At 68.7% G+C, this 20903-nt stretch carries 18 protein-coding genes; 7 read left to right on the plus strand and 11 right to left on the minus strand.

Annotated elements, in window-relative coordinates; genetic code table 11:
* Positions 1-212: 212 nt before the first annotated feature.
* Positions 213-1736: an anthranilate synthase component I gene (trpE, locus tag B2Y21_RS15560; protein ID WP_292060745.1), complete on the minus strand. Its 1524-nt coding sequence runs from the start codon at positions 1734-1736 to the stop codon at positions 213-215.
* Positions 1736-3667 carry a peptidylprolyl isomerase gene (locus B2Y21_RS15565; protein ID WP_292060746.1) on the minus strand — a complete coding sequence of 644 codons (1932 nt, stop codon included), beginning with the start codon at positions 3665-3667 and terminating at the stop codon, positions 1736-1738. Before B2Y21_RS15565 ends, trpE begins: the two co-directional genes overlap by 1 nt.
* A 131-nt stretch (positions 3668-3798) precedes the next feature.
* On the opposite strand from B2Y21_RS15565, the gene tpiA reads away from it, so the two are divergent.
* From tpiA to B2Y21_RS15590, 5 genes are all read left to right on the plus strand, one after another.
* Positions 3799-4548 (plus strand): triose-phosphate isomerase, encoded by a 750-nt coding sequence (gene tpiA / locus B2Y21_RS15570; protein WP_292060747.1) that lies wholly within the window; start codon positions 3799-3801, stop codon positions 4546-4548.
* Positions 4549-4637: 89 nt separating this feature from the next.
* Positions 4638-5042, plus strand: a complete 405-nt coding sequence (gene secG, locus B2Y21_RS15575) for a preprotein translocase subunit SecG (RefSeq protein WP_223850708.1) — start codon at positions 4638-4640, stop codon at positions 5040-5042.
* A gap of 125 nt (positions 5043-5167) precedes the next feature.
* A complete protein-coding gene (locus tag B2Y21_RS15580) occupies positions 5168-6820 on the plus strand; it encodes a CTP synthase (protein WP_292060748.1) in 1653 nt (550 codons plus the stop codon).
* 70 nt (positions 6821-6890) lie between these two features.
* Entirely contained in the window at positions 6891-7040 is a 150-nt protein-coding gene (locus tag B2Y21_RS15585; RefSeq protein ID WP_292060751.1) for a hypothetical protein, read from the plus strand.
* A gap of 133 nt (positions 7041-7173) precedes the next feature.
* Complete coding sequence (locus B2Y21_RS15590) at positions 7174-9189, plus strand: TonB-dependent receptor (RefSeq protein WP_292060752.1); 2016 nt, start codon at positions 7174-7176, stop codon at positions 9187-9189.
* Positions 9190-9197: 8 nt separating this feature from the next.
* On the opposite strand, the gene B2Y21_RS15595 is transcribed toward B2Y21_RS15590, so the two are convergent.
* Together B2Y21_RS15595 and B2Y21_RS15600 are read right to left on the minus strand one after the other, a co-directional pair.
* On the minus strand, positions 9198-10256 hold the full coding sequence (locus tag B2Y21_RS15595) for a GGDEF domain-containing protein (protein ID WP_292060753.1): 1059 nt from the start codon (positions 10254-10256) through the stop codon (positions 9198-9200).
* 82 nt (positions 10257-10338) lie between these two features.
* Positions 10339-11832 (minus strand): DEAD/DEAH box helicase, encoded by a 1494-nt coding sequence (locus B2Y21_RS15600; RefSeq protein ID WP_292060754.1) that lies wholly within the window; start codon positions 11830-11832, stop codon positions 10339-10341.
* 231 nt (positions 11833-12063) lie between these two features.
* Here B2Y21_RS15600 and B2Y21_RS15605 point away from each other — a divergent pair, with 231 nt between their 5' ends.
* Entirely contained in the window at positions 12064-12435 is a 372-nt protein-coding gene (locus B2Y21_RS15605; RefSeq protein ID WP_200168449.1) for a hypothetical protein, read from the plus strand.
* A 39-nt stretch (positions 12436-12474) separates the two neighbouring features.
* Here B2Y21_RS15605 and topA read toward each other — a convergent pair whose 3' ends face one another.
* On the minus strand, positions 12475-15111 hold the full coding sequence (gene topA / locus B2Y21_RS15610; RefSeq protein ID WP_292060755.1) for a type I DNA topoisomerase: 2637 nt from the start codon (positions 15109-15111) through the stop codon (positions 12475-12477).
* A 152-nt stretch (positions 15112-15263) separates the two neighbouring features.
* Here topA and B2Y21_RS15615 point away from each other — a divergent pair, with 152 nt between their 5' ends.
* A complete protein-coding gene (locus B2Y21_RS15615; RefSeq protein ID WP_292060757.1) occupies positions 15264-15449 on the plus strand; it encodes a hypothetical protein in 186 nt (61 codons plus the stop codon).
* On the opposite strand, the gene dprA is transcribed toward B2Y21_RS15615, so the two are convergent.
* From dprA to ruvX, 6 genes are read right to left on the minus strand one after another with little or no spacing between them, the layout of a single operon-like run.
* Positions 15446-16534, minus strand: a complete 1089-nt coding sequence (gene dprA, locus B2Y21_RS15620; RefSeq protein ID WP_292060759.1) for a DNA-processing protein DprA — start codon at positions 16532-16534, stop codon at positions 15446-15448. The two genes, B2Y21_RS15615 and dprA, sit on opposite strands and share 4 nt — an antisense overlap.
* Complete coding sequence (gene plsY / locus B2Y21_RS15625; protein WP_292060761.1) at positions 16531-17169, minus strand: glycerol-3-phosphate 1-O-acyltransferase PlsY; 639 nt, start codon at positions 17167-17169, stop codon at positions 16531-16533. Before plsY ends, dprA begins: the two co-directional genes overlap by 4 nt.
* A gap of 14 nt (positions 17170-17183) precedes the next feature.
* Positions 17184-18479 (minus strand): dihydroorotase, encoded by a 1296-nt coding sequence (gene pyrC, locus B2Y21_RS15630; RefSeq protein WP_292060762.1) that lies wholly within the window; start codon positions 18477-18479, stop codon positions 17184-17186.
* Positions 18476-19459 (minus strand): aspartate carbamoyltransferase catalytic subunit, encoded by a 984-nt coding sequence (locus B2Y21_RS15635; RefSeq protein WP_292060763.1) that lies wholly within the window; start codon positions 19457-19459, stop codon positions 18476-18478. The genes pyrC and B2Y21_RS15635 overlap by 4 nt, the downstream gene beginning before the upstream one ends.
* A gap of 23 nt (positions 19460-19482) precedes the next feature.
* Positions 19483-20406 (minus strand): AEC family transporter, encoded by a 924-nt coding sequence (locus B2Y21_RS15640; RefSeq protein ID WP_292060765.1) that lies wholly within the window; start codon positions 20404-20406, stop codon positions 19483-19485.
* A gap of 1 nt (position 20407) precedes the next feature.
* The gene (ruvX, locus tag B2Y21_RS15645) at positions 20408-20872 is read right to left on the minus strand and encodes a Holliday junction resolvase RuvX (protein WP_292060766.1); all 465 of its coding nucleotides are present in this window, start codon (positions 20870-20872) and stop codon (positions 20408-20410) included.
* Positions 20873-20903 lie beyond the last annotated feature (31 nt).

Here is a 20903-nt window from a genome sequence, read left to right on the forward strand (position 1 = left end):
GAGCATCGCCATCGGAAGAAATCCGTCTTGACCCCTATCGAAGCCATCCGCGACGCTCGCGCCCTGTTGAACGAGGCCCCAGCGGAACAACCGAAACCCCTGCGCCTGCTTGCCGCAGCCGCCTTCGCCGCCATGACGGCGGTTCTATTGGCGGGGACTATGGTCGCAGGCCCCGGCGTATCGTTCGACCAGGGTTCCACGGTTTCCAATCCTTAGACTGATCCGCCGGCGCCCTGGCCGCGAGTGGTCGCGGTGAAACGCCACGCTTCCGCAGCCGCCTTCATCGGCGCGCGAGCCTTGGCCAGGGTTTCAGCATATTCGGCGGCCGGATCGCTGTCGGCGACGACGCCGGCGCCGGCCTGAACGAAGATCTGGCCCTTCGCGAACATGGCGGTGCGCAGGACGATGCAGATGTCCGCCTCGCCATTGGCCGAGATGTAGCCCACGCCGCCGCCGTAGCCGACGCCGCGCTTCTCTGTCTCCAGTTCGTCGATGACCTCCATGGCCCGCACCTTGGGCGCGCCCGAAAGCGTGCCTGCGGGCAGGGCGGCCAGAAGCGTGTCCACCGCGTCCAGCTTGGGATCAGCCGCGCCGTTCACGTTGGAGACGATGTGCATGACCTGGCTGTAGCGCTCGACCACGAAGCTTTCCGTGACCTCGACTGAGCCGGGCTTGGAGACGCGGCCCACGTCGTTGCGGCCCAGGTCCAGCAGCATCAGATGCTCGGCCCGTTCCTTGGGATCGGCCAGCAGTTCGACTTCCAGCGCCTTGTCCTGTTCGGGCGTGGCGCCGCGCGGGCGGGTGCCCGCCAGCGGGCGGATGGTGACGCGCCCGTTCTTCAACCGGACCAGGATTTCCGGGCTGGATCCAGCCAGTTGGAAGTCCACATAGTCGAGGAAGAACAGATAGGGCGATGGGTTGCCGCGCCGCAGCGAGCGATAGAAGGCGAACGGATCCTGGCTCCACGGGGCCGAGAAGCGGTGCGCCAGCACGACCTGGAAGATGTCGCCGGCGGCGATGTAGTCCTTGGCCTGCGCGACCATGCGGCCGAAGGCGGCTTCATCGACGTCGGAGTGGAAGTCGGGCGCGGGAACCGGCTCGACTTCGCGCTGGATCGGCAGGGGGCCGCGCAGGCGGTCTTCGAAATCCTCCAGACGGGCCTCGGCGGCGGCGTAGGCCTGGACTGGATCGCTTGCGGTGTCCGGATAGGCGGCGGCGATCAGGACGATCTCGTGCTTCACCGAATCGAAGATGGCGACCAGGGCCGGGCGCGCCATGACGGCGTCGGACAGGTCCAGCGGATCGGGATTTGCGGCGCCCAGCGGCTCCAGCAGACGCACCATGTCGTAGCCGAACACGCCGAACAGTCCGGCGGCCATCGGCGGCAGGTCGGCGGGCAGGTCGAACTTGGTCGCCGCGATCAGGGCGCGCAGGGATTCCAGCGCGGGTCGGTCTTCGGGCGTGAAGACGTCGGACAGAACGTCGGCGCCGCGCGCGATCTCGGCCTTGCCGTCCCGGCAGCGCCAGACCACGTCCGGCGACAGGGTGACGAAGGAGTAGCGGCCGTTGACGGCGCCGCCCTCGACCGACTCGAACAGGCTGGCGTAGCGCCGCCCGTGCCCGACCTTCAGGAAGGCCGAGACGGGGGTTTCCAGGTCATCGACCAGGCGGCGGACCAGAACCTGAGGGCGGCCCGCGGTCAGACCGGCGATGAAGGCGTCGCGTTCTTCCAGCATTACTTCTTGGCGGGTGCAGGCGCCGCCGGAGCCGCGGGCGCAGCGGCCGGAGCCTCTACGCCCAGGGCTTGCAGGGCCAGGGCCGGGTCGTTGCGCGACTTGGTGCGTGCAGCGGCGGCGGCGATGGTGCGGTCGGCCAGGATGTTGGCCAGTTCTTCGGTCAGACGCGGGCGGGCCTGTTCGGCCAGCGGCGCGGCCAGGGCCGGGTTGGCGGCATGGATGGCGTCCACGCGGCCGACGACGAAGGCGGTCTGCGACTGGGCGTCGGAGAAGACCTGGCCCTTGCTCTGGCCGAACAGGCCGCGCAGCACGCCGTCGCCGACCTGGGCCTGCGACTCGCGGCTCTGCTGCACGCCGGTGCGGACCGTCAGCGGGGCGCCGGCTTCGGCGGCCACCTTGGCGATGTCCTCGCCGGCGCGGACGCGGCCGGCCAGTTGCTCGGCCTTGGCCGACAGCAGGCGAGCGTTCTCACGCAGGGTCCACTGCTGGCCCAGCGGGGCGCGGACTTCGTCCAGCGTCGGCAGGGCCGACGGGCGGATGTCGTCCAGACGGACGGCGAAATACTGGCCGTCGCCGGCGTCGATCACGTCGCTCTCGCCGCCCTTGCTCAGGGTGTAGGCGCTTTCCAGAACCTGACGCGGGGCGTTCATCGGCTGGCCGTCCGGCAGTTGGCCTTGCTGGGTGAAGGGCGGCAGCTGGATGACGCGGGCCTTGGCGGCCGTGGCGGCGTCGGCCAGGTTCTTGCCTTCCTGACGGGCCTTCTCGAACTGCTCGACCTTGGCGTAGGTCGCGGCCTTGACGGCCTCGGCCTGAAGCTCCTGGGTCAGGGCGGGACGGGCGCTTTCCAGCGTCACGGCCTGACCGGCCTGAATGGCGGCCAGCTTGGCGACGGTGAAGCCCAGGCGGCCCTGGATCGGGGCCGAAACCTGGTCGACGGCCAGGCCGAACACGGCGGCGCCGACGGCGGGGTCGCCCACGGCGGCCTGCGGCGTGCCCTTGTAGTCGCCCAGCTGGATGTTGTTGGCCTTGGCGACCTCGGCCGGGGCTTTGCCGGCGCGCAGGTCGGCGGCGATCTTGTCGGCGGCTTCCTTGGTCGGAACGGTCAGGGTGACGAAGGTGCGCTTTTCCGGGTCAGCCAGGGCGGCCTTGCGGAACTCATAGCGCTCTTGAATCTGTTCTTCGGTGACGGTCGGGCGCGGGTCGCTCGGGCCCGGCGTGAACAGCACCAGGGAGATCATGCGGAACTCGGGGCTGCGCAGACGCGCCTCGTTTTCCTTCATGAAGGCGGTCAGTTGGGCGTCGGTCGGGGCGCCCGCACGGCCGGCCATGTCCTGAGTGACCGAGAACCAGCGACCGTCACGCGTTTCCAGCGCCTGGCCCGCCAGCAGGGCGGCGTAGACGCGCGGCGCTTGCAGGCCGGCGAAGACGGCCGAGCCGACGTGGGCGGTCACGTATTGGTCGCGCAGATCCTGCTCGAGCATTTCCGAGGTCAGGTTCTGCTGGGCCAGGGCCTGGGTGTAGAGATCCTGGTCGAACTGGCCGGTGATCTGGTTGAAGAAGGCCGGAATCTTGCGGATTTCCGTCAGCACCAGCTCCTTGCCGGGGCGGATGCCGTTCTTCCAGGCCCACGACAGGAAGCCCAGGCGCTGGGTCTGGCTGTCGAGATACTGCTGGTGCAGGTTCTCGTTGACCATGTCGTCATAGCTGACGGGGCGGCCGGCCTGCTCCTGCAGATTGGCGCGCACGCGCTCGAAATCGGCGCGGAACTGGTTGGAATCGACGCTGCGGTCGCCGGCGCTGATGATGTGGCGCGGTCCCAGGCTGGCGAAGATGTCGGACTGGGCCCCGACGATCAGGAAGCTCAGGATGATCAGGGCGAACAGGCCCCCAGCCCACTTGGACTTGGCGAAGTTGCGGAAGTGCGTGATCATCTAAGAAGAACCTGACGAGGGCCGGCGTCGAAAGGGCGCCAAGGGTCGCGTATAGGGGGTGCAGGGCCGCCGCCGCAAGTGAGGCTTGACGACATCTTGGCTTCCGCCGCCGTCGCCACTAGACAGGCCGCATGAAACAATCTGTGAAGCTGGTCGCCGGCAACTGGAAAATGAACGGCCTGGGCGCGAGCCTGGCCGAGGCTGAAACTCTCGAGAAGGCGCTGAAGGAACAGGCTGCGGCCTGCCGCGTGGCCCTGTGCCCGCCCGCCACCCTGATCGACCGCATGGCCCAGGCCCTGAAGGGCGGCGTCGTCGAGATCGGCGGGCAGGACTGCCACGCTGAAACCTCGGGCGCCTACACCGGATCGGTCTCGGCCGAGATGGTCCGTGATGCGGGCGCGGGTCTGGTGATTCTCGGCCACTCGGAACGCCGCGCCGGATTCGGCGAGACCGACGCCGATGTCGCCGCCAAGGTCGAGGCCGCTTTGGCCGCCGGTCTGGAGCCGATCATCTGCATCGGCGAGACGCTTCAGCAGCGCGAAGCCGGGCAGGCGGTCGAGGTCGTCAGCCGTCAGGTCGCCGGTTCGCTTCCGGCCTCGCTGGCGGGCAAGGCGTTCGCTGTGGCCTATGAGCCGGTATGGGCCATCGGCACCGGCCTGACGCCGACGCTGGAGCAGATCGAGGAAGTCCACGCCGCCGTGCGCGCCGCCATGGTCGCCAAGCTTGGCGAGGGCGGCCGCGTCGCCCCGATCCTGTACGGCGGCTCGGTCAAGCCGTCGAACGCCAAGGAGATCCTGGCGGTGGCCGAGGTCGGCGGCGCCCTGGTCGGCGGCGCCTCGCTGAAGGCCGAAGACTTCCTGGGCATCATCCGCGCGGTTTGACCGCGCGCCTGAGCGTTTGCCCGAAACCTCCATCAATGTTAGAGGCGGCCGCTTGATCGGCGCGCTTCTGCGCCCACATGAATGACGCCATGCTCCAGACCATTCTGCTCGTCGCCATGATCCTGATCTCGGTCGCCCTGTCGGCCGTGATTCTGCTGCAACGTTCCGAGGGCGGCGCCCTGGGCATGGGCGGCGGTCCTTCGGGCTTCATGACGGCGCGCGGGGCAGGCAATCTGCTGACCCGCACCACGTCGATCCTGGCGATCGCCTTCTTCGTCTGCGCCATCGGCCTGACGATCGCGGGCAACTATGCGCGCGGTTCGCGTTCGGTGATCGACGCCGACGCCGTCGGCTCCATCGCCGTGGACCAGCCGCAGCAGACGGCTCCGGCTACGCCTGAAGCCGCACCGGCGACCCCGGCCGCTCCGGCCGCCCCGTCGCTGGACGATCTGGAAGCCAGCCTGCCGGCCGGCCAGGGCGCGCCCGCTCAATAAGGGCGGTCGTCGCCATCGAGTTTTGGGGAAGCGCGCCGCAAGGCGCGCTTTCTTCTTTTGATCAACAGTTGGATTTTTCCTGAGCCTCTCCGCGCAGGACGAATCATGGAGTAAGGTGTCCGCCCATGGCTCGCTATGTGTTCATCACCGGCGGCGTGGTTTCCTCTCTTGGAAAAGGCCTCGCCTCCGCCGCTCTCGGCGCTCTTCTGCAGGCGCGCGGCTACAAGGTCCGCCTGCGAAAGCTGGACCCCTATCTCAACGTCGATCCGGGCACGATGAGCCCCTATCAGCACGGCGAGGTCTTCGTGACCGACGACGGCGCCGAGACCGACCTCGACCTGGGCCACTATGAGCGCTTCACCGGCGTCTCGGCGGCCAAGTCGGACAACATCACGACCGGCCGCATCTATCAGACGATCATCGAGAAGGAGCGTCGCGGCGACTATCTGGGCGCGACCGTCCAGGTGATTCCGCACGTCACCGACCAGATCAAGCAGTTCTGCCTGAACCCGGCTAAGACGGACGGCGGCGAGGATGTGGACTTCGTCCTGGTCGAGATCGGCGGCACGGTCGGCGACATCGAGGGGCTGCCCTTCTTCGAGGCGATCCGTCAGCTGGAGCAGGATCTGCCGCGCGGCCAGTCGTGCTTCGTCCACCTGACCCTGCTGCCCTTCATCAAGACCGCGGGCGAGATGAAGACCAAGCCGACGCAGCACTCGGTCAAGGAGCTGCGCTCCATCGGCATCCAGCCCGACATCCTGCTGTGCCGCTCCGAAGCCCCGATCCCGGCTGACGAGAAGCGCAAGATCGCTCAGTTCTGCAACGTCCGCCCGGACAGCGTCATTCAGGCGATGGACTCGGCTGACATCTACGCCGTGCCGCTGGACTATCACCGCGAGGGCCTGGACACGCAGGTGCTGGCCCATTTCGGCATGACGGACGCGCCGGAGCCGGAGCTGTCCGGCTGGAACGAGATCGTGCGCCGCCGCCTGCACCCGGACGGCGAAGTCACCATCGCCGTGGTCGGCAAATACACCGTCCTGAAGGACGCCTATAAGTCGCTGATTGAGGCCCTGCAGCACGGCGGCGTGGCCAACAACGCCAAGGTCAACATCGACTGGGTCGAGGCCGACACCTTCGCCGGCGACCCGCAGGCCTGCGCCGAACGTCTGGAAGGCGCCCACGCCATCCTGGTGCCCGGCGGGTTCGGCGAACGCGGGGCCGAGGGCAAGATCGAGGCGGCGCGCTACGCCCGTGAGCGCAAGATCCCGTACTTCGGCATCTGCTTCGGCATGCAGATGGCGGTGATCGAGGCGGCGCGGAACCTGGCGGGCTATCCCAAGGCGACCTCGACCGAGTTCGGCCCGGCGGAAGAGCCCGTCGTCGGCCTGATGACCGAATGGGTCCAGGGCAATGAGCGCGTGAAGCGCGAACAGGGCGGCGATCTGGGCGGCACCATGCGCCTGGGCGCCTACGCCTCCACCCTGACGCCCGGCTCCAAGATCGCCGAGATCTACGGCCAGACCGACATCAACGAGCGCCACCGTCACCGCTATGAGGTGAACATCAACTACCGCGAGGCGGTGGAAGAGAAGGGCGGCCTGTTCTTCGCCGGTCTGTCTCCGGACGGCGTGTTGCCCGAGACGGTCGAGCGCAAGGACCACCCCTGGTTCATCGGCGTGCAGTATCACCCCGAATACCGCAGCCGCCCGTTCGCTCCGCACCCGCTGTTCGCCAGCTTCGTCGAGGCGGCCCTGGTGCAGAGCCGTCTGGTCTGATCACGAACGGTTGTTGCGGTTTTCGCCGAACCGTGTGTCATCATGCTGTTAACCTTTCGGGTCGACGCAGATGGCAGGCGACATTCTCTATTTCTTGCACCGGCATTTTCGCGCGGTGTTTCTGATCGGCGCGACGGTCGGCGTGATGGCGCTCGGCCTGATCGTTCGCGGCGTTCTGGGGCTGCTGTTCAGCGTGTCGACCGGCGGCTCCGCCGTTTGAGCGCGCTTTCGAGCTGAGGTCTTCTCGGGCGGCGGTCATTTGACGCGCGGATGCTGCGGCTCGGCGGACGACAAGCCTGACGGCATCGACTATCCCTGATCCGGTCGCCGAGCGGTTGGCAGGGAGTTCAGCGTTGATCGAGTTTCAGGCGCACGTCGTTGACGAGGTCGTGGTGACGGCGGCGCGGTTGCCGCCTGCGGCGGGCGAGGCGGCCTTTTCGGTCATTCGGTTGGACGAAGCGGCGCTGGCGCGCGCGGATCGGCTGGACGAGGCTCTGAGCGCTGTTCCGGCCGTGTCCCTGTTCCGGCGCACCTCCAGCCTGGCGGCCAACCCCACGACCCAGGGCATCTCCTTGCGCGCCATCGCGCCGTCGGGCGCGGGGCGGACCCTGGTGACGCTGGACGGCGTGCCCTTGAATGATCCCTTCGGCGGCTGGGTGATCTGGTCGCAACTGCCGACCGAGAGCCTGGAAAGTCTCGACATCGTGCGCGGCGCCGGCGCCGGCCCCTATGGCGCGGGCGCCCTGACGGGCGTGATCCAACTGCGCGAGCGGGAGCGCGGCGGCGTGCTGTCCGCCTCGGTCTCGGAACGCGGCGGCGCACGGCTGGCCGGCTCGGGCGGGTTCGATATCGGGCCAGCGCGGCTGACAGCCTCGACCCTGTATGAGAGCAGCGACGGCTATGCGCCTGTACGCGGCGCGGCGGCCGGGGCGGCGGATACTTCCCTGGATCTGGAAGCCCGTGCGGCGGCCCTGCGGCTGGATGCGCCGCTGGGCGAGGCTAACGTATCGCTGAGGGCCTCTGTCTATGACGAAGAGCGCGGCTCGGGTCTGGCGGGCGCACGGTCCAGCGCCAGCGGCCACCTGTTGTCCGCCACGGCGGCGCGCAGGGCGGAGGAGGGGCGCTATGGCTGGCGCTTGCAGGCGTGGCGGCGCGAAAGCGACTTCGCCAACACCTCCGTCGCCGTGGCGGCCGATCGCAGCGCGACCACGCCCGCCAATGACCAGTATGAAACGCCAGCGACCGGCTGGGGCGTCAACGCCGCCTTGCGACGCGCGACGCGCGACATCGCCGGAGGGCGGTTGGAATGGGAGCTGGGCGCCGACGCCCGCTTCAACGAGGGCGAAACGCGCGAGCGTTTCCGCTTCATGCAGGGCGCCTTCACCCGCGATCGCGTGGCGGGCGGCGAGACCTCCGTGGCGGGCGTCTATGGCGAAGGCTCGTGGAGCGACGACCTGTGGCTGGTGGCGGGCGGGCTGCGCCTGGACGGATGGCGCAATGAGAACGGCAGGCGGCGGGAGTGGGACCGCGCCACGGGCCTGCCCACGCTGGACGAAAGCGATCCCGATCGCTCGGGCGAGGTGGTCAGCGCCCGCCTGGCGGCGCGGCGGTTCATCGGCGGCGGCTGGGCGGCGCGGGCGGCGGCCTATTCCGGGTTCCGCCCGGCGAGTCTGAATGAGCTGCACCGTCCGTTCCGCGTCGGCAATGACCTGACCGAGGCCAATGCGGCCTTGGTTCCCGAGACGCTGCAAGGGGTCGAGGCGGGGCTGGCGTTTGAGGGGCCGATTTCGGCCTTCGGCGTCAATCTGTTCTGGAACCGGATCGAGGACGCCATCGTCAACGTCACCATCGCCGAGGGGCCGGGAACCTTTCCGCGGGCGGGTTTTGTTCCGGCGGGCGGCGTCCTGCGTCAGCGTCAGAACGCCGGGACCATCGAGGCCAAGGGCGTGGAGCTGACGGCGCGTCAGGCGCTGCGAGGCGGGTTGGCCCTGAACGGCGCCCTGTCGATCACCGATGCGCGGATGGACGGCGGCTCAGCGGCGCCTCAGCTGACCGGACTGCGGCCCGCGCAGGCGCCGATCTGGAGCGTGACGGGCGGGCTGGACTGGCAGGCGGCTGACCGGCTCGGCCTGTCGATGCAGGCCCGCTACGAAAGCAAGCGGTTCGAAGATGATCTGAACAGCCGCGTGCTGGACGCCGCCGTCACCATCGACGCGCGTGCGGAATGGCGCGCCGGACCGCGAACCTTGCTGTGGCTGGCGGCGGACAATCTGTTCGACGCCGAGGTCGAGGTCTCGGAAACGGCGGGCGGGGTGGCCGGCTATGCTCCGCCGCGCACCCTGTCGCTGGGTCTGCGCCTGTCCTACTGAGGCGAGGCTCAGGCGGCGGCAGACGCCGCCAACTCGGCGTTGGTGACGCGGTTCCGGCCCGTGCGCTTGGAGGCGTAGAGCGCTTCGTCGGCGCGCCCCAGGAACTGCGACGCCGTTTCGCCGGAGTGGCGCAGGGCGAAGCCGACGGAAATGGTCACGGCGCCCAGGTCGTCATTGGTCGAACGACGACGCAGGCTGCGCGAGGCGATTTCTTCGCGCGCGGCGTTCAAGGCGGCCTCGACGGCGCCCGCCGTCTCACGCGGGAAGATGACGGCGAACTCCTCACCGCCATAGCGGGCGGCGATACGCGGCGCGCGCGCGATGCGGGCCAGGACGCTGGCGACATAGCGCAGCACCTGGTCGCCGGTCTGATGGCCCCAGGTGTCGTTGAAGCGCTTGAAGTGGTCGATGTCGATCAGAGCCAGCCCGATGGGCGTTCCATCAGCCTCGGCCTCGTCGCACATGCGTTGCAGCTGTTCGTCGAACGCCTTGCGGTTGGCCAGATTGGTCAGGGCGTCGGTCATGGCGTCGCGACGGACCTGCTCCAGGTGATCGCGCAGCTTGACGACTTCGCGGTTGGAGGATTCCAGGCGACGCTCCAGCGCCGAGGTATGGCGACGGATCCGCCGCGTGGCGTCGCTGAGCGAGGTGACGATGACGCCCAGACTGTCGGTGTCGGGCGCCGAGGCCATGCGGTCCGCCGCCTGGGCCAGGGTGTCGCCGTAGTCGGCCTGACTTTCGCGCGCCTTGTCGATGGCGGCGGCGACGGCGGCCAGTTCGCGGTTCAGCACGGCGCCCGCATCGCGAATCTCTTCGGACAGGCGGCTGCGGGGCAGGAACTCGGCGGCCAGCATCTCGGCCGTGGTGTCAGTGAAGGGCGCGCCGCTGGCCAGCAGCCGCGCCATCTCCTGGCTCAACGGGCTGTCTGGCGCGCTGAGATAGTGCAGCCAGAGCTCGAAGTTCAGCGGGGTCGGCCAGACGCCTGCCTCTTGCATCGCATCAACCGCGCGGTGCGCCAGGGCATAGGCTTCGGGACTACGAACCGTGGTTTCGACCTGAGTGGTCATGCCTTGAAGCGCCCCTGGGAAGTTCAGGCCGGGAACTTACCCCGGCCTTCCGTAACGCAGAGTTAAATCAAGAACTGCGGCGTCAGTCAGCAAAAACGACCGGCCGGCGCAGGAATGCCGGCACATCATCGCCAAAGGCGCTGCCTCGGATTTCACCGGCGGACTTGGACGCAGCCGGTTTGGATGCAGCGGCGGCGGCGGGCGCCGCAGCCGGGGCGCGGTCGTCGGACTTCTTGCGGCTGCGCGAACGACGCGGGGCTTCTTCCACCTTGGGCGTGACGACCTCAGTCGCAACGGGGGCGGCAGCTTCGGCGACTTCAGCCGGGGCGGCGTCGACCGCCTTGCGCGAACGGCTGCGTTCGCCGCGTTCGGGGCGGTCGCTGCGGCCGCGGCCACGGCCCGGGCGGCTGTCGTCGCGCGGGCGGTCCTTGATGGCGGTGAAGTCGATATGCTCCAGCGGCAGTTCGACCGGTTCCTTCTTGATCAGCTTCAGCACCTTGTCCAACGACTTGTCGTCGGACGGCGTCACGATCATGAAGGCCTCGCCCAGACGGCCGGCGCGGCCGGTGCGGCCGATGCGGTGGACGTAGTCGTCGGCGTGGTGCGGGACGTCATAGTTGAAGACGTGGCTGACGGCCGGGATGTCCAGACCGCGCGCGGCGACGTCCGAGGCGACCAGCAGCTTCAGCGCGCCGCTGCGGAAATCGGACAGGGTCTTCATCCGCAAGGATTGGTCCAGATCGCCATGGATCGGCGCGGCGTCGAAGCCGTGGACCTGCAGCGACTTGGCGACGATGTCGACTTCCGACTTGCGGTTGCAGAAGACGATGCCGTTCTGGACCTCGCCGCGCTCGACCAGGGCGCGCAGGGCGGTGCGCTTGGCCTTGGGGTCCGAGGTCGGCAGGCGGGTGATGTGCTGGGTGATGGTGTCAGCGGTCGTGGCCGGGCGCGACACCTCGATCCGGGTCGGATCCTTGAGGAACTGCTGCGTCAGGCGCGTGATCTCCGGCGGCATGGTGGCCGAGAAGAACAGGGTCTGGCGGCGCGGCGGCGTCAGCTTGAAGATGCGCTCGATGTCCGGGATGAAGCCCATGTCCAGCATGCGGTCGGCTTCGTCGACCACCATCAGCTCGACGCCGGTCAGCAGCATCTTGCCGCGATCGAACAGGTCCAGCAGGCGGCCCGGCGTGGCGATCAGCACGTCCACGCCCTTGTTCAGGGCGGCGACCTGATCGCCCATCGACACGCCGCCGATCAGCAGCACCCAGTTCAGCTTGGTGCCCTTGGCGTATTTGGCGAAGCTCTCGGCGACCTGGTCGGCCAGTTCGCGGGTCGGGGCCAGCACCAGGGCGCGCGGCATCCGGGCGCGGGCGCGGCCCGAAGCCAGGCGGTCGACCATGGGCAGGGTGAAGGCGGCCGTCTTGCCGGTGCCCGTCTGGGCGATGCCGAGGACGTCGCGGCCGGCGAGGGCCACCGGAATGGCCTGTTCCTGAATGGGGGTGGCGGTCGTGTAGCCGGTATCGGCGACCGCTTGCAGGGTCGTGGGCGAAAGGCCCAGCTTGGAAAATTCAGTCATGCAGTCCTGAAGGGACGGAGGATAGCGTTCGCAAACGCCTTCAGCTGACGGAACCGCCCCTCTTGGGCGAGCGGGCGGCGCGCATCGCCAGTCCTGTTCCGAGCCTGCGGCCGTATAAAGAAGGCCCTACGCCTCAGTCAAGTATTTCCGTTCGGAACGGGCCGCTTGGCAACGGCGTTTCGGCCTGTATGGTCCGCCTGGGGACTGGAAGACGACTGGGAGAGGGACCGGATGCGCGCAGCCGTGCTGATCACGCTGATGTTGGCTGCGCCTGCGAGCGCATCAGCATCGGGCGGGGGCGGAAACGCCGACGCCATGCAGGCGGCCTTCGGCAATACGGTCGTTTCCCACTATCCCGACGGCGACTGGGTCAAACACTGGTTCGATCGGGACGGCGGTTATCGCGCCCTGTTTTCGGATGGGCGCCGCCTGACCGCGCGCTGGGCGCGTGAGGGGGATCGCGTCTGTTTGAACGAAATCCGCCCGCGCATGATCATCTCGCGCTTCTGCACGCCCTATGTCGAGGCTTCCGTGGGGGAGAGCTGGTCGGGCCGCGATCCCCTGGGCCGTCGCGTCCGCAACGAGCTGGTCGCTGGGCGGTAGAAAAAACGCCCCCGTTCGTGAGAACGAGGGCGCTTCGTCTTATTCGGCTTCCGCAGCCTTGGCCGCCTTCTTGGCGGGGGCCTTCTTCGCGGCCGGTTTCTTGGCCGCAGGCTCCTTCTTCACCGCGGGTTTTTTCGCAGCGGCCTTCTTGGCGGGCGCCTTCTTTTTGGGCGCAGCGCCGGCCTTGGCGGCCAGCAGGGGCAGGGCGGCCTCCATCGTCATGTCCTCGGGCGCCGTGCCCTTGGGCAGGGTGGCGTTGATCTTGCCCGACTTGACGTAGGGGCCGTAGCGGCCGGCCATGACCTGCACGGCCTCGCCCGTTTCCGGGTGGGCGCCCAGCTCCTTCAACGGCGCGGCGGCCGAGGCGCGGCCCGCACGACCCGCGCGCTTTTCAGCCAGCAGGGCCACGGCGCGGTTCAGGCCGACGTCGAACACCTCCTCGATGTCCGCGACGTTGGCGTAGGTGCCCGCGTGCGCCACGAACGGGCCATAGCGGCCCAGGCTGGCGGTGATCATCTTGCCGTCTTCGGGGTGCGGACCCACGTCGCGCGGCAGGCTGAGCAGGCGCAGCGCCTTCTCCAGATCGATCGAGGCCGGGGACCAGCCCTTGGGCAGGGACGAGCGCTTGGGCTTGTCCGCGTCCGGCGGCGTGGTTTCGACATAGGGGCCGAAGCGGCCGATCTTCAGATGCACGGGCTGGCCGGTCGCCGGATCGACGCCCAGTTCGCGATCGCCGCCCTCCGCGCCGCCGTCGGCCGCGTCAGGCGAGGCCACCGGGCGGGTGTATTTGCACTCCGGATAGCGCGAGCAGCCGATGAAGGCGCCGAAGCGGCTGGTCTTCAGGCTCAGCTGTCCCTGATGGCACAGGGGGCATTCGCGCGGGTCCGAACCGTCGCCCTTGTCGGGGAAGATGTGCGGGCCCAACGCCTCGTTCAGGTGGTCCAGAATGGCCGTGGTGCGCAGTTCGCCTGCGGCCTGGGTCGCGGCGTGGAAGTCCTGCCAGAAGCGGCGCAGCAGGGTCTTCCAGTCCAGATCGCCGGCCGACACCTCGTCCAGCTGGGTCTCCAGCGCGGCGGTGAAGTCGTACTCGACCCATTTGGCGAAGAACTGCTCCAGGAAGGCCGTGACCAGCCGGCCCTTGTCCTCGGGATAGAAGCGGTTCTTGTCCATGCGAACGTATTCGCGGTCGCGCAGGGTCGTCAGGATGGAGGCGTAGGTCGACGGGCGCCCGATGCCCAGCTCTTCCAGCTTCTTGACCAGGGTGGCTTCCGAGAAGCGCGGCGGCGGCTCGGTGAAGTGCTGGTCGGTGCGGATCGCCTCGACCTTGGCCTTGGCGCCTTCCTTCAGCGCGGGCAGGCGGCCGCCCTCATCCTCGTCGTCCTCAGCGCCCTTCTGCTTCTCGTCGCGGCCTTCTTCATAGGCGGCGATGAAGCCGTCGAAGGCGACGACCTGGCCGGTGGCGCGCAGGCCGGTCTGGCCGTCGGGCGTCTCGATCTCGACCGTGGTGCGGTCCAGGCGCGCCGATTCCATCTGCGAGGCGATCATCCGCTTCCAGATCAGCTCGTACAGGCGCTGCAGATCGTTCTCGAGCCGCAGGGTGTCGGGGCTGCGCAGGATGTTGGTCGGACGAATGGCTTCGTGCGCTTCCTGGGCGTTCTTGGCCTTGGTCTTGTAGTAGCGCGGCTCGGCCGGAACATAGGCGGGGCCGAAACGCTGGCCGATGGCCTCGCGCGCCTGGGCGATGCCCTCAGGCGTCACATAGACGCCGTCGGTACGCATGTAGGTGATCAGGCCGCCGGTATCGTCGACGCCCTCATACAGCTTCTGCGCCGCCTGCATGGTGCGCTGGGCGGTGAAGCCCAGCTTGCGCGCCGCTTCTTGTTGCAGGGTCGAGGTGGTGAAGGGCGGGGCGGGGGACCGCTTGGCCGGCTTCTTCTCGACCGACTTGATGGTGAAGTCGCCGCCGTGAACGGCCTCGCGCGCCGCCATGGCCATGGCCTCGGACACGATGTCCAGGCGCTGGACGCGCTTGCCGTCATGCTTGACCAGACGGGCGGTGAAGGGCGGGCTGTCGGCGATCAGATCGGCCTCGACCGACCAGTATTCCTGCGCCTTGAACTTCTCGATCTCCATCTCGCGATCGACGACGATGCGCAGGGCGACCGACTGGACCCGACCGGCCGAACGGGCGCCCGGCAGCTTGCGCCACAGCACCGGCGACAGGTTGAAGCCTACCAGATAGTCCAGCGCCCGGCGCGCCAGATAGGCGTCCACCAGCTCCATATCCAGCTGGCGCGGATTGGCCATGGCCTCCAGCACGGCGGACTTGGTGATGGCGTTGAAGGTGACGCGCTGGACGTCCGTGTCCTTCAGCGCCTTCTTCTTGTTCAGGATTTCCAGAACGTGCCAGCTGATCGCCTCACCCTCGCGGTCGGGGTCGGTCGCCAGGATGACGCGGTCGGCGGCCTTGGCGGCCTCGGCGATCTCGGACAGGCGCTTGGACGCCTTGGCGTCGACCTCCCAGTGCATGGCGAAGTCATCGTCGGGCAGCACCGAGCCGTCCTTGGACGGCAGGTCGCGGACGTGGCCGTAGGAAGCCAGAACCTTATAGTCCGAGCCCAGGTATTTATTGATGGTCTTGGCCTTGGCGGGGCTCTCGACGATAACGAGATTCATGGCGCTCTATCGGGGAAAACGGGGCGCGAACGTGGTTGCGGCGAGCGCGGAAGTCAATCGGCCCATTTTATATGAGCAACCTTTCCGGGTAACGTGAGTTTACAAACCTCCCTGAGTTGTGTTCCTCTCAGATGTTCTCGGGAGGGTTGACGATGAACAAGACAGCGCAGCGACGCCGCAAGGCGACGAGCCTTGATCTGACGGACTATCCGGTTCGCGAATATGTGGCCGCCATGGCCACGGAACTGGCCGGAATGGCCCGCTGGGACGGGGATGAGCGGTTGGCCGGACTTCTGGAAAGCGCGGCGGACATGGCCCGCCGCACCGCGCCCGCCTAGGTCGAGGCCAGGCCGCCGGGCAGCAAGGTCGCCCGCCCTGCGAGGTGAAGCTCCAGCAGGGCGGCGGCCGTTTCCGCAATTGACAATCTAGCCGCGCGCGCCAGTTCGTCGCGACCGATGGGCGTCGGCGACAGCAGGGCTTCGATACGATCCAGCACCGCATCGTCGATCTGATCCGGCGAACCGGCCTCGAACGGCGAATCAGCGGGCGGTTCGCGCAGCGTGCGCAGGGCGGCGTAGGCCCGCTCGATGTCCTCGATCCCTTCGCACAGGATGGCCCCCTGACGCAGCAGTTCGTTCGGACCTTTGGAGCGCGGGTCCAGCGGCGAGCCCGGCACGGCGAAGACGTCGCGCCCCTGTTCGCCCGCTAGCCGCGCGGTGATCAGGGAGCCGGAGCGGATTTCCGCCTCCACCACCACCACGCCGCGCGACAGGCCTGAGATGATGCGGTTGCGGCGCGGGAAGTCTCGCGCCTGCGCCCGCGCGCCGACGGGGCTTTCCGAGACGATGCAGCCGCGCTCGACGATCTGGCGATACAGCTCGGCGTTGTCGGACGGATAGACGTCATCCACGCCGCCGCCCAGCACGGCGACCGTGCCGGTTTCGAGGGCGCCCAGATGCGCCGCCGCATCGACGCCGCGCGCCAGGCCGGAGACGACGACGTGGCCGCTTTCGCCCAGTTGTTGGGCCAGGCCGCGCGCGATTCTCTGGCCGCCTGCCGAGGCGATGCGCGCCCCGACGATGGCCATGCAGGGCCGCTGCATCAGCGCTGGATCGCCCAGGGTCCACAGCAGGGGCTGCGGAGGATCGACGGCGGCCAGGGCTTGGGGATAAGCGGCCTCGCCCCACAGGATCAGCCGCGCCCCGATACGGGCGCCCGCCTCAAGTTCGGCCTCGACGGCCTTGGGCGCAGGGATGGCGTAGCCGTTGCGGCCTCCGCTGCGGATCAGGTCGGGCAGGGCGTTCAGCGCGCGCTCAGCCGAACCGAACCGCTGCAACAGCTGGGAAAAGGCCACGGGGCCGACGCGGTCGGTCCGGGCTAGCCGGAGGCGGGCGAAACGCTCGGCCTCCGACAGGGGCGTCACGCTTTCTTCGCCCCGATCTTGGGCTCGGCGCCTTTCAGCAGGCGGCCGATGTTCTCATGGTGGCGGATGAAGATCAGGACAGCGGTGAAGACCGCCATGATGAAGATGGGCTGCGGCGCGGGCAGGCCCAGCGCGGGCAGGGGCAGCAGGGCGTAAAGCGGCGTCAATGCCGCCGCCACCAGGGCCGCTAGTGAGGAATAGCGCAGGGCGAAGGCCATGATCAGCCAGGTCGCCGCCGCCAGCAGGCCCAGAGGCCAGCACGCCGCCAGGATCAGGCCGAAGAAGGTCGCTACCCCCTTGCCGCCCTTGAAGCCCAGCCAGACGGGGAACAGGTGGCCGAGGAAGGCCGCGCCGCCGGCGATGGCGCCTGCTGCGTCAGTCCCCAGCAGATGCCGCGCGATCAGCAGGGCGACCGCGCCCTTGCCCGCATCGAGGATCAGGGTGGCGATGGCCAGATCCTTGCGCCCGGTGCGCAGGACGTTGGTCGCGCCGATATTGCCAGAGCCGATGTTGCGTACGTCGCCCGCGCCCGCCGCGCGGGTCAGGACCACGCCGAACGGGATGGAGCCCAGCAGGTATCCGCCAATAGCCACAAGCCCGAGCGTAAGGAGCGCCGGCCCCGCCAGATCCTGCAAGTGATTCGCTCCCCTTAACGTGCGTCGTGGACGATGCGGCCCGAAACGACGGTGAGCAAGACCTTGCCTTGCAGTCGACGCCCGTCAAAGGGCGAATTCTTCGACTTGGACCGCAGGGTCGCGGCGTCGATCACCACCGGCGCCCCGGCGTCGAACAGTACCAGATCGGCGGGCGACCCTTGCGACAGCTCTCCGGCCTCCAGCCCCAGCAGAGCCGCCGGGCCCTGCGTCAGCGGGCGCAGCACGTCCAGCAGATCGACGCCGTATTCGTGGTGCAGCGTCAGGGCGGCGGGCAGCAGGGTCTCCAGACCCACGGCGCCCGGCTCGGCCTCGGCGAAGGGGCGGCGCTTGTTCTCGGCCGGTTCGGGACAGTGGGCCGAGGTGATGACGTCGATCAGGCCGTCGCGCACCGCCTCGACCAGAGCCTGCCGGTCGCTCTCGGCGCGCAAGGGCGGGTCCAGCCGGTAGAAGGTGCGATAGTCGCCGATGTCGATCTCGTTGAAGCACAGGTGGTTGATCGAGGCTGAGGCCGCGACCTCTAGTCCCCGCGCACGGGCGCGCGCCAGCGTCTCCAGCGCGCCCTCGGTCGAGATCTGGTCGATCAGGAAACGCGCCCCGGTCTGCTCGACCAGGGCCAGGTCGCGCTCCAGCTGGATGCGCTCGGCGATGGCGGGGGCGCCCGACAGGCCCAGCCGGGTCGCCAGTTCGCCCGAGGTCGCGACCGCACCCTCCGACAGCCACGGCTCGGTCGGGCGACAGGCGATCAGGGCGTTGAACGAGGCGGCGTAGCTCATCACCCGTTGCAGGGTGCGGGTGTTGCGGATCACCCGGTCGCCGTCGGTGAAGTACAGGGCGCCTGCCTCATGCATCAGGCCGATCTCGGCCATGCGCTCGCCGTCGCGGGCTTGGGTCGCCGCGCCGGCCGCGCGGACGTGCACCAGATCGAGCGCCGCGCCGCGCCGCTGGATGTGGTCGATCAGGGCCGGGTCATCGATGGCCGGATCGGTGTCGGGCTGGACGACGATGGTGGTGACGCCGCCCGCCGCCGCCGACAGGCTGGCCGACTTCAGCGTCTCCTTGGGCTCGTTGCCCGGCTCGCCGGTCTTGACCCGGATGTCGATCAGGCCGGGCGCCAGACAGCGGCCCTCGGCGTCGATGATCTGCACGCCCTCGGGGCGTTGGGTCGCCTGCCCGTGGATGACCTCGACGATGCGGCCGTTCTCGATCAGGACCGCGCCGGGGCCGTCATAGTCGCTGGCCGGGTCCAGCAGGCGAGCGTTGATGATGGCTATGGGTTGAGCGGCGGTCATGCGGCGCCTCCCGCGCGGCGGTGGGCGAGGGCGGCCAGAACGGCCATGCGGGCGGCGACGCCCATCTCGACCTGATCCTGGATCAGGGAGACGCTCAGATCGTCGGCCACGTCGGAATCGATCTCGACGCCCCGGTTCATCGGGCCGGGGTGCATGACCTTGGCGCCGGGCGCGGCCCAGGCCAGTTTTTCGCGGTCCAGACCCCAGAAGCGGAAATACTCGCGCGTCGAAGGAATCAGGGCGCCCGCCATCCGCTCCAGCTGAAGGCGCAGCATCATCACCACGTCGACGCCCTTCAGGCCGTCCTTCATGTCGTGGAAGACCTCGCAGCCCCAGCGGTCGGCGTCGCCGGGCACCAGCGTCGGCGGGCCTATCAGCCGCACCCGCGCGCCCATCATCTGCAGCAGGGCGACGTTCGAGCGCGCCACACGGCTGTGGGCGATGTCGCCGCAGATGGCGACCGTCAGCCCGCCCACCTCGCCGAAGGCGCGGCGCAGGGACAGCAGGTCCAACAGGGCCTGTGTCGGGTGTTCGTGGCGCCCATCGCCGGCGTTGACCACGGCGCAGCCCACCTTCTGCGACAGCAGGTCCACCGCGCCGGAAGAGGCGTGGCGCACGACCAGAATCTCCGGTTTCATGGCGTTCAGCGTCACGGCGGTGTCGATCAGCGTCTCGCCCTTCTTCACCGAGGACGAGGCGACCGGCATGGTCACCACATCGGCGCCCAAACGCTTGGCCGCGATCTCGAAGGAGGAGCTGGTTCGCGTCGAGTTCTCGAAGAACAGGTTCACGACCGTTTGGCCGCGCATCAGGTCCACGCCCTTGGCTGACTGCCTGTTAAAGTCGACGAAGGCGTCGGCCAGGTCCAGCAAGGCCAAGGCGGCCGGCGGATGAAGGTCTCCGGCGGCGAGGAAGTGGTCGCGGGGGAACGGCGTCAGCCGTTCCTTGATGAGGTCGGAGACGGGCGCTGCATGGGTCATTGAGACGTGGCTATAGGCGGGACTCAGGCCAGATGGAATAGCAGCAGGGCCGCGGGGATGCCGATGACCGAGAATACCGTCGTCGCTGCGATGATCCCGGCCATCAGCGGCGCGTCTCCGCCCATCTGACGCGCCAGCACATAGGCTGAGGCGGCGCCGGGCGCCGCGCCGCACAGCAGGGCGATTCCCTGCGCCAGTTCATCGCCGCCGTACAGGCGCGCCAACTGCCACATGGCCAGCGGCGTCACGATCATCTTGACCACGACCACGGCGCCGACCGTGACGCGGGTGCGCGCTAACTCCCGGAAGCTGAGGCCCGCGCCCGCCACGATCAGACCCAGCGGCAGGGCGGCCGATCCCAGCAGTTGCAGTGTCTCGGCCACGCCGGGCGGCTGGGGCGCGCCCGAGAAGTTCAGCGCCAGCCCCAGCAGACAGGCCAGCAGGATGGGGTTGGACATCATCGCCCGGAACAGGGCCCTGGGCGAGGCGCCGTGCTGGCCCGCGCCCCATTTGGCCAGGACGACGACGCTCAGAATGTTGCTGACCGGGATCATGGCGGCGATGACCACGGCGGCCAGGCCCACGCCCGCCGGTCCGAAGGTCGCCTGCACGACCGGCAGGAAGACGAAGCTGTTCCAGCGGATCATGCCCTGAAAGACGCTGGTGTAGGCCGGGCCGCTGAGGGGCAACAGGGGCTTGGACAGCAGGGTCAGGGTCGAAATGATGATCGACACGGTGACGGCGGCGGCGCCCGCCGCGCCTGCGGCCGAGCCCGACAGGTCGGCATTCCAGATCGCCGGGATCAGGAAGCCCGGATAGAGGACATTGATGGCCAGCTTCTCGATCGGCCGCCAGGCGGCGTCGGGCAGATAGTCCGACTTCTTCAGTCCATAGCCGAGCGCCAGCAGCAGGAAGACCGGCAGGACGCCCGCGAGAATGGCCGCCATCTCAGCCGCGCAGCCGGTCCAGCGCGCCTTGCAGAATCCAGGCGGCGGCGGTGCGGTCCACCACATCGGCGCGGCGCTTGCGGGTCAGGTCCAGCTCGTCGATCAGGAACCGCTCGACGGCGGTGGTCGACAGCCGTTCGTCCTGAAAGGCGACGTTGACCGGCCGGAACCGCTCCAGATTGCGGGCGAAGGCGCGGCACGACTGGGCGCGGGGGCCTTCGGTGCCGTCCATGTTCAGCGGCAGGCCGATGACCAGCGCCGAGACCTTGCGGCCGTCCATGATCCTGAACAGCTGTTCGGCGTCCTTGCTGAACTTGGTCTTGCGGATCAGCTCCAGCGGGCTGGCGATGATGCGGCCGGTGTCGGACACGCTGACGCCGATGGTGTTCTCGCCCAGATCCAGACCCAGCCACGGGGTGTTGGGCGGGCAGGCGGCGGACAGTTCGGATAGATCAAGGACAGGCACGAGGGCGCGTTAGGCCCAGACGGGGCGCGTG

It is taken from the genome of Brevundimonas sp. UBA5936 (assembly GCA_002430835.1).
Lineage (GTDB): Bacteria > Pseudomonadota > Alphaproteobacteria > Caulobacterales > Caulobacteraceae > Brevundimonas.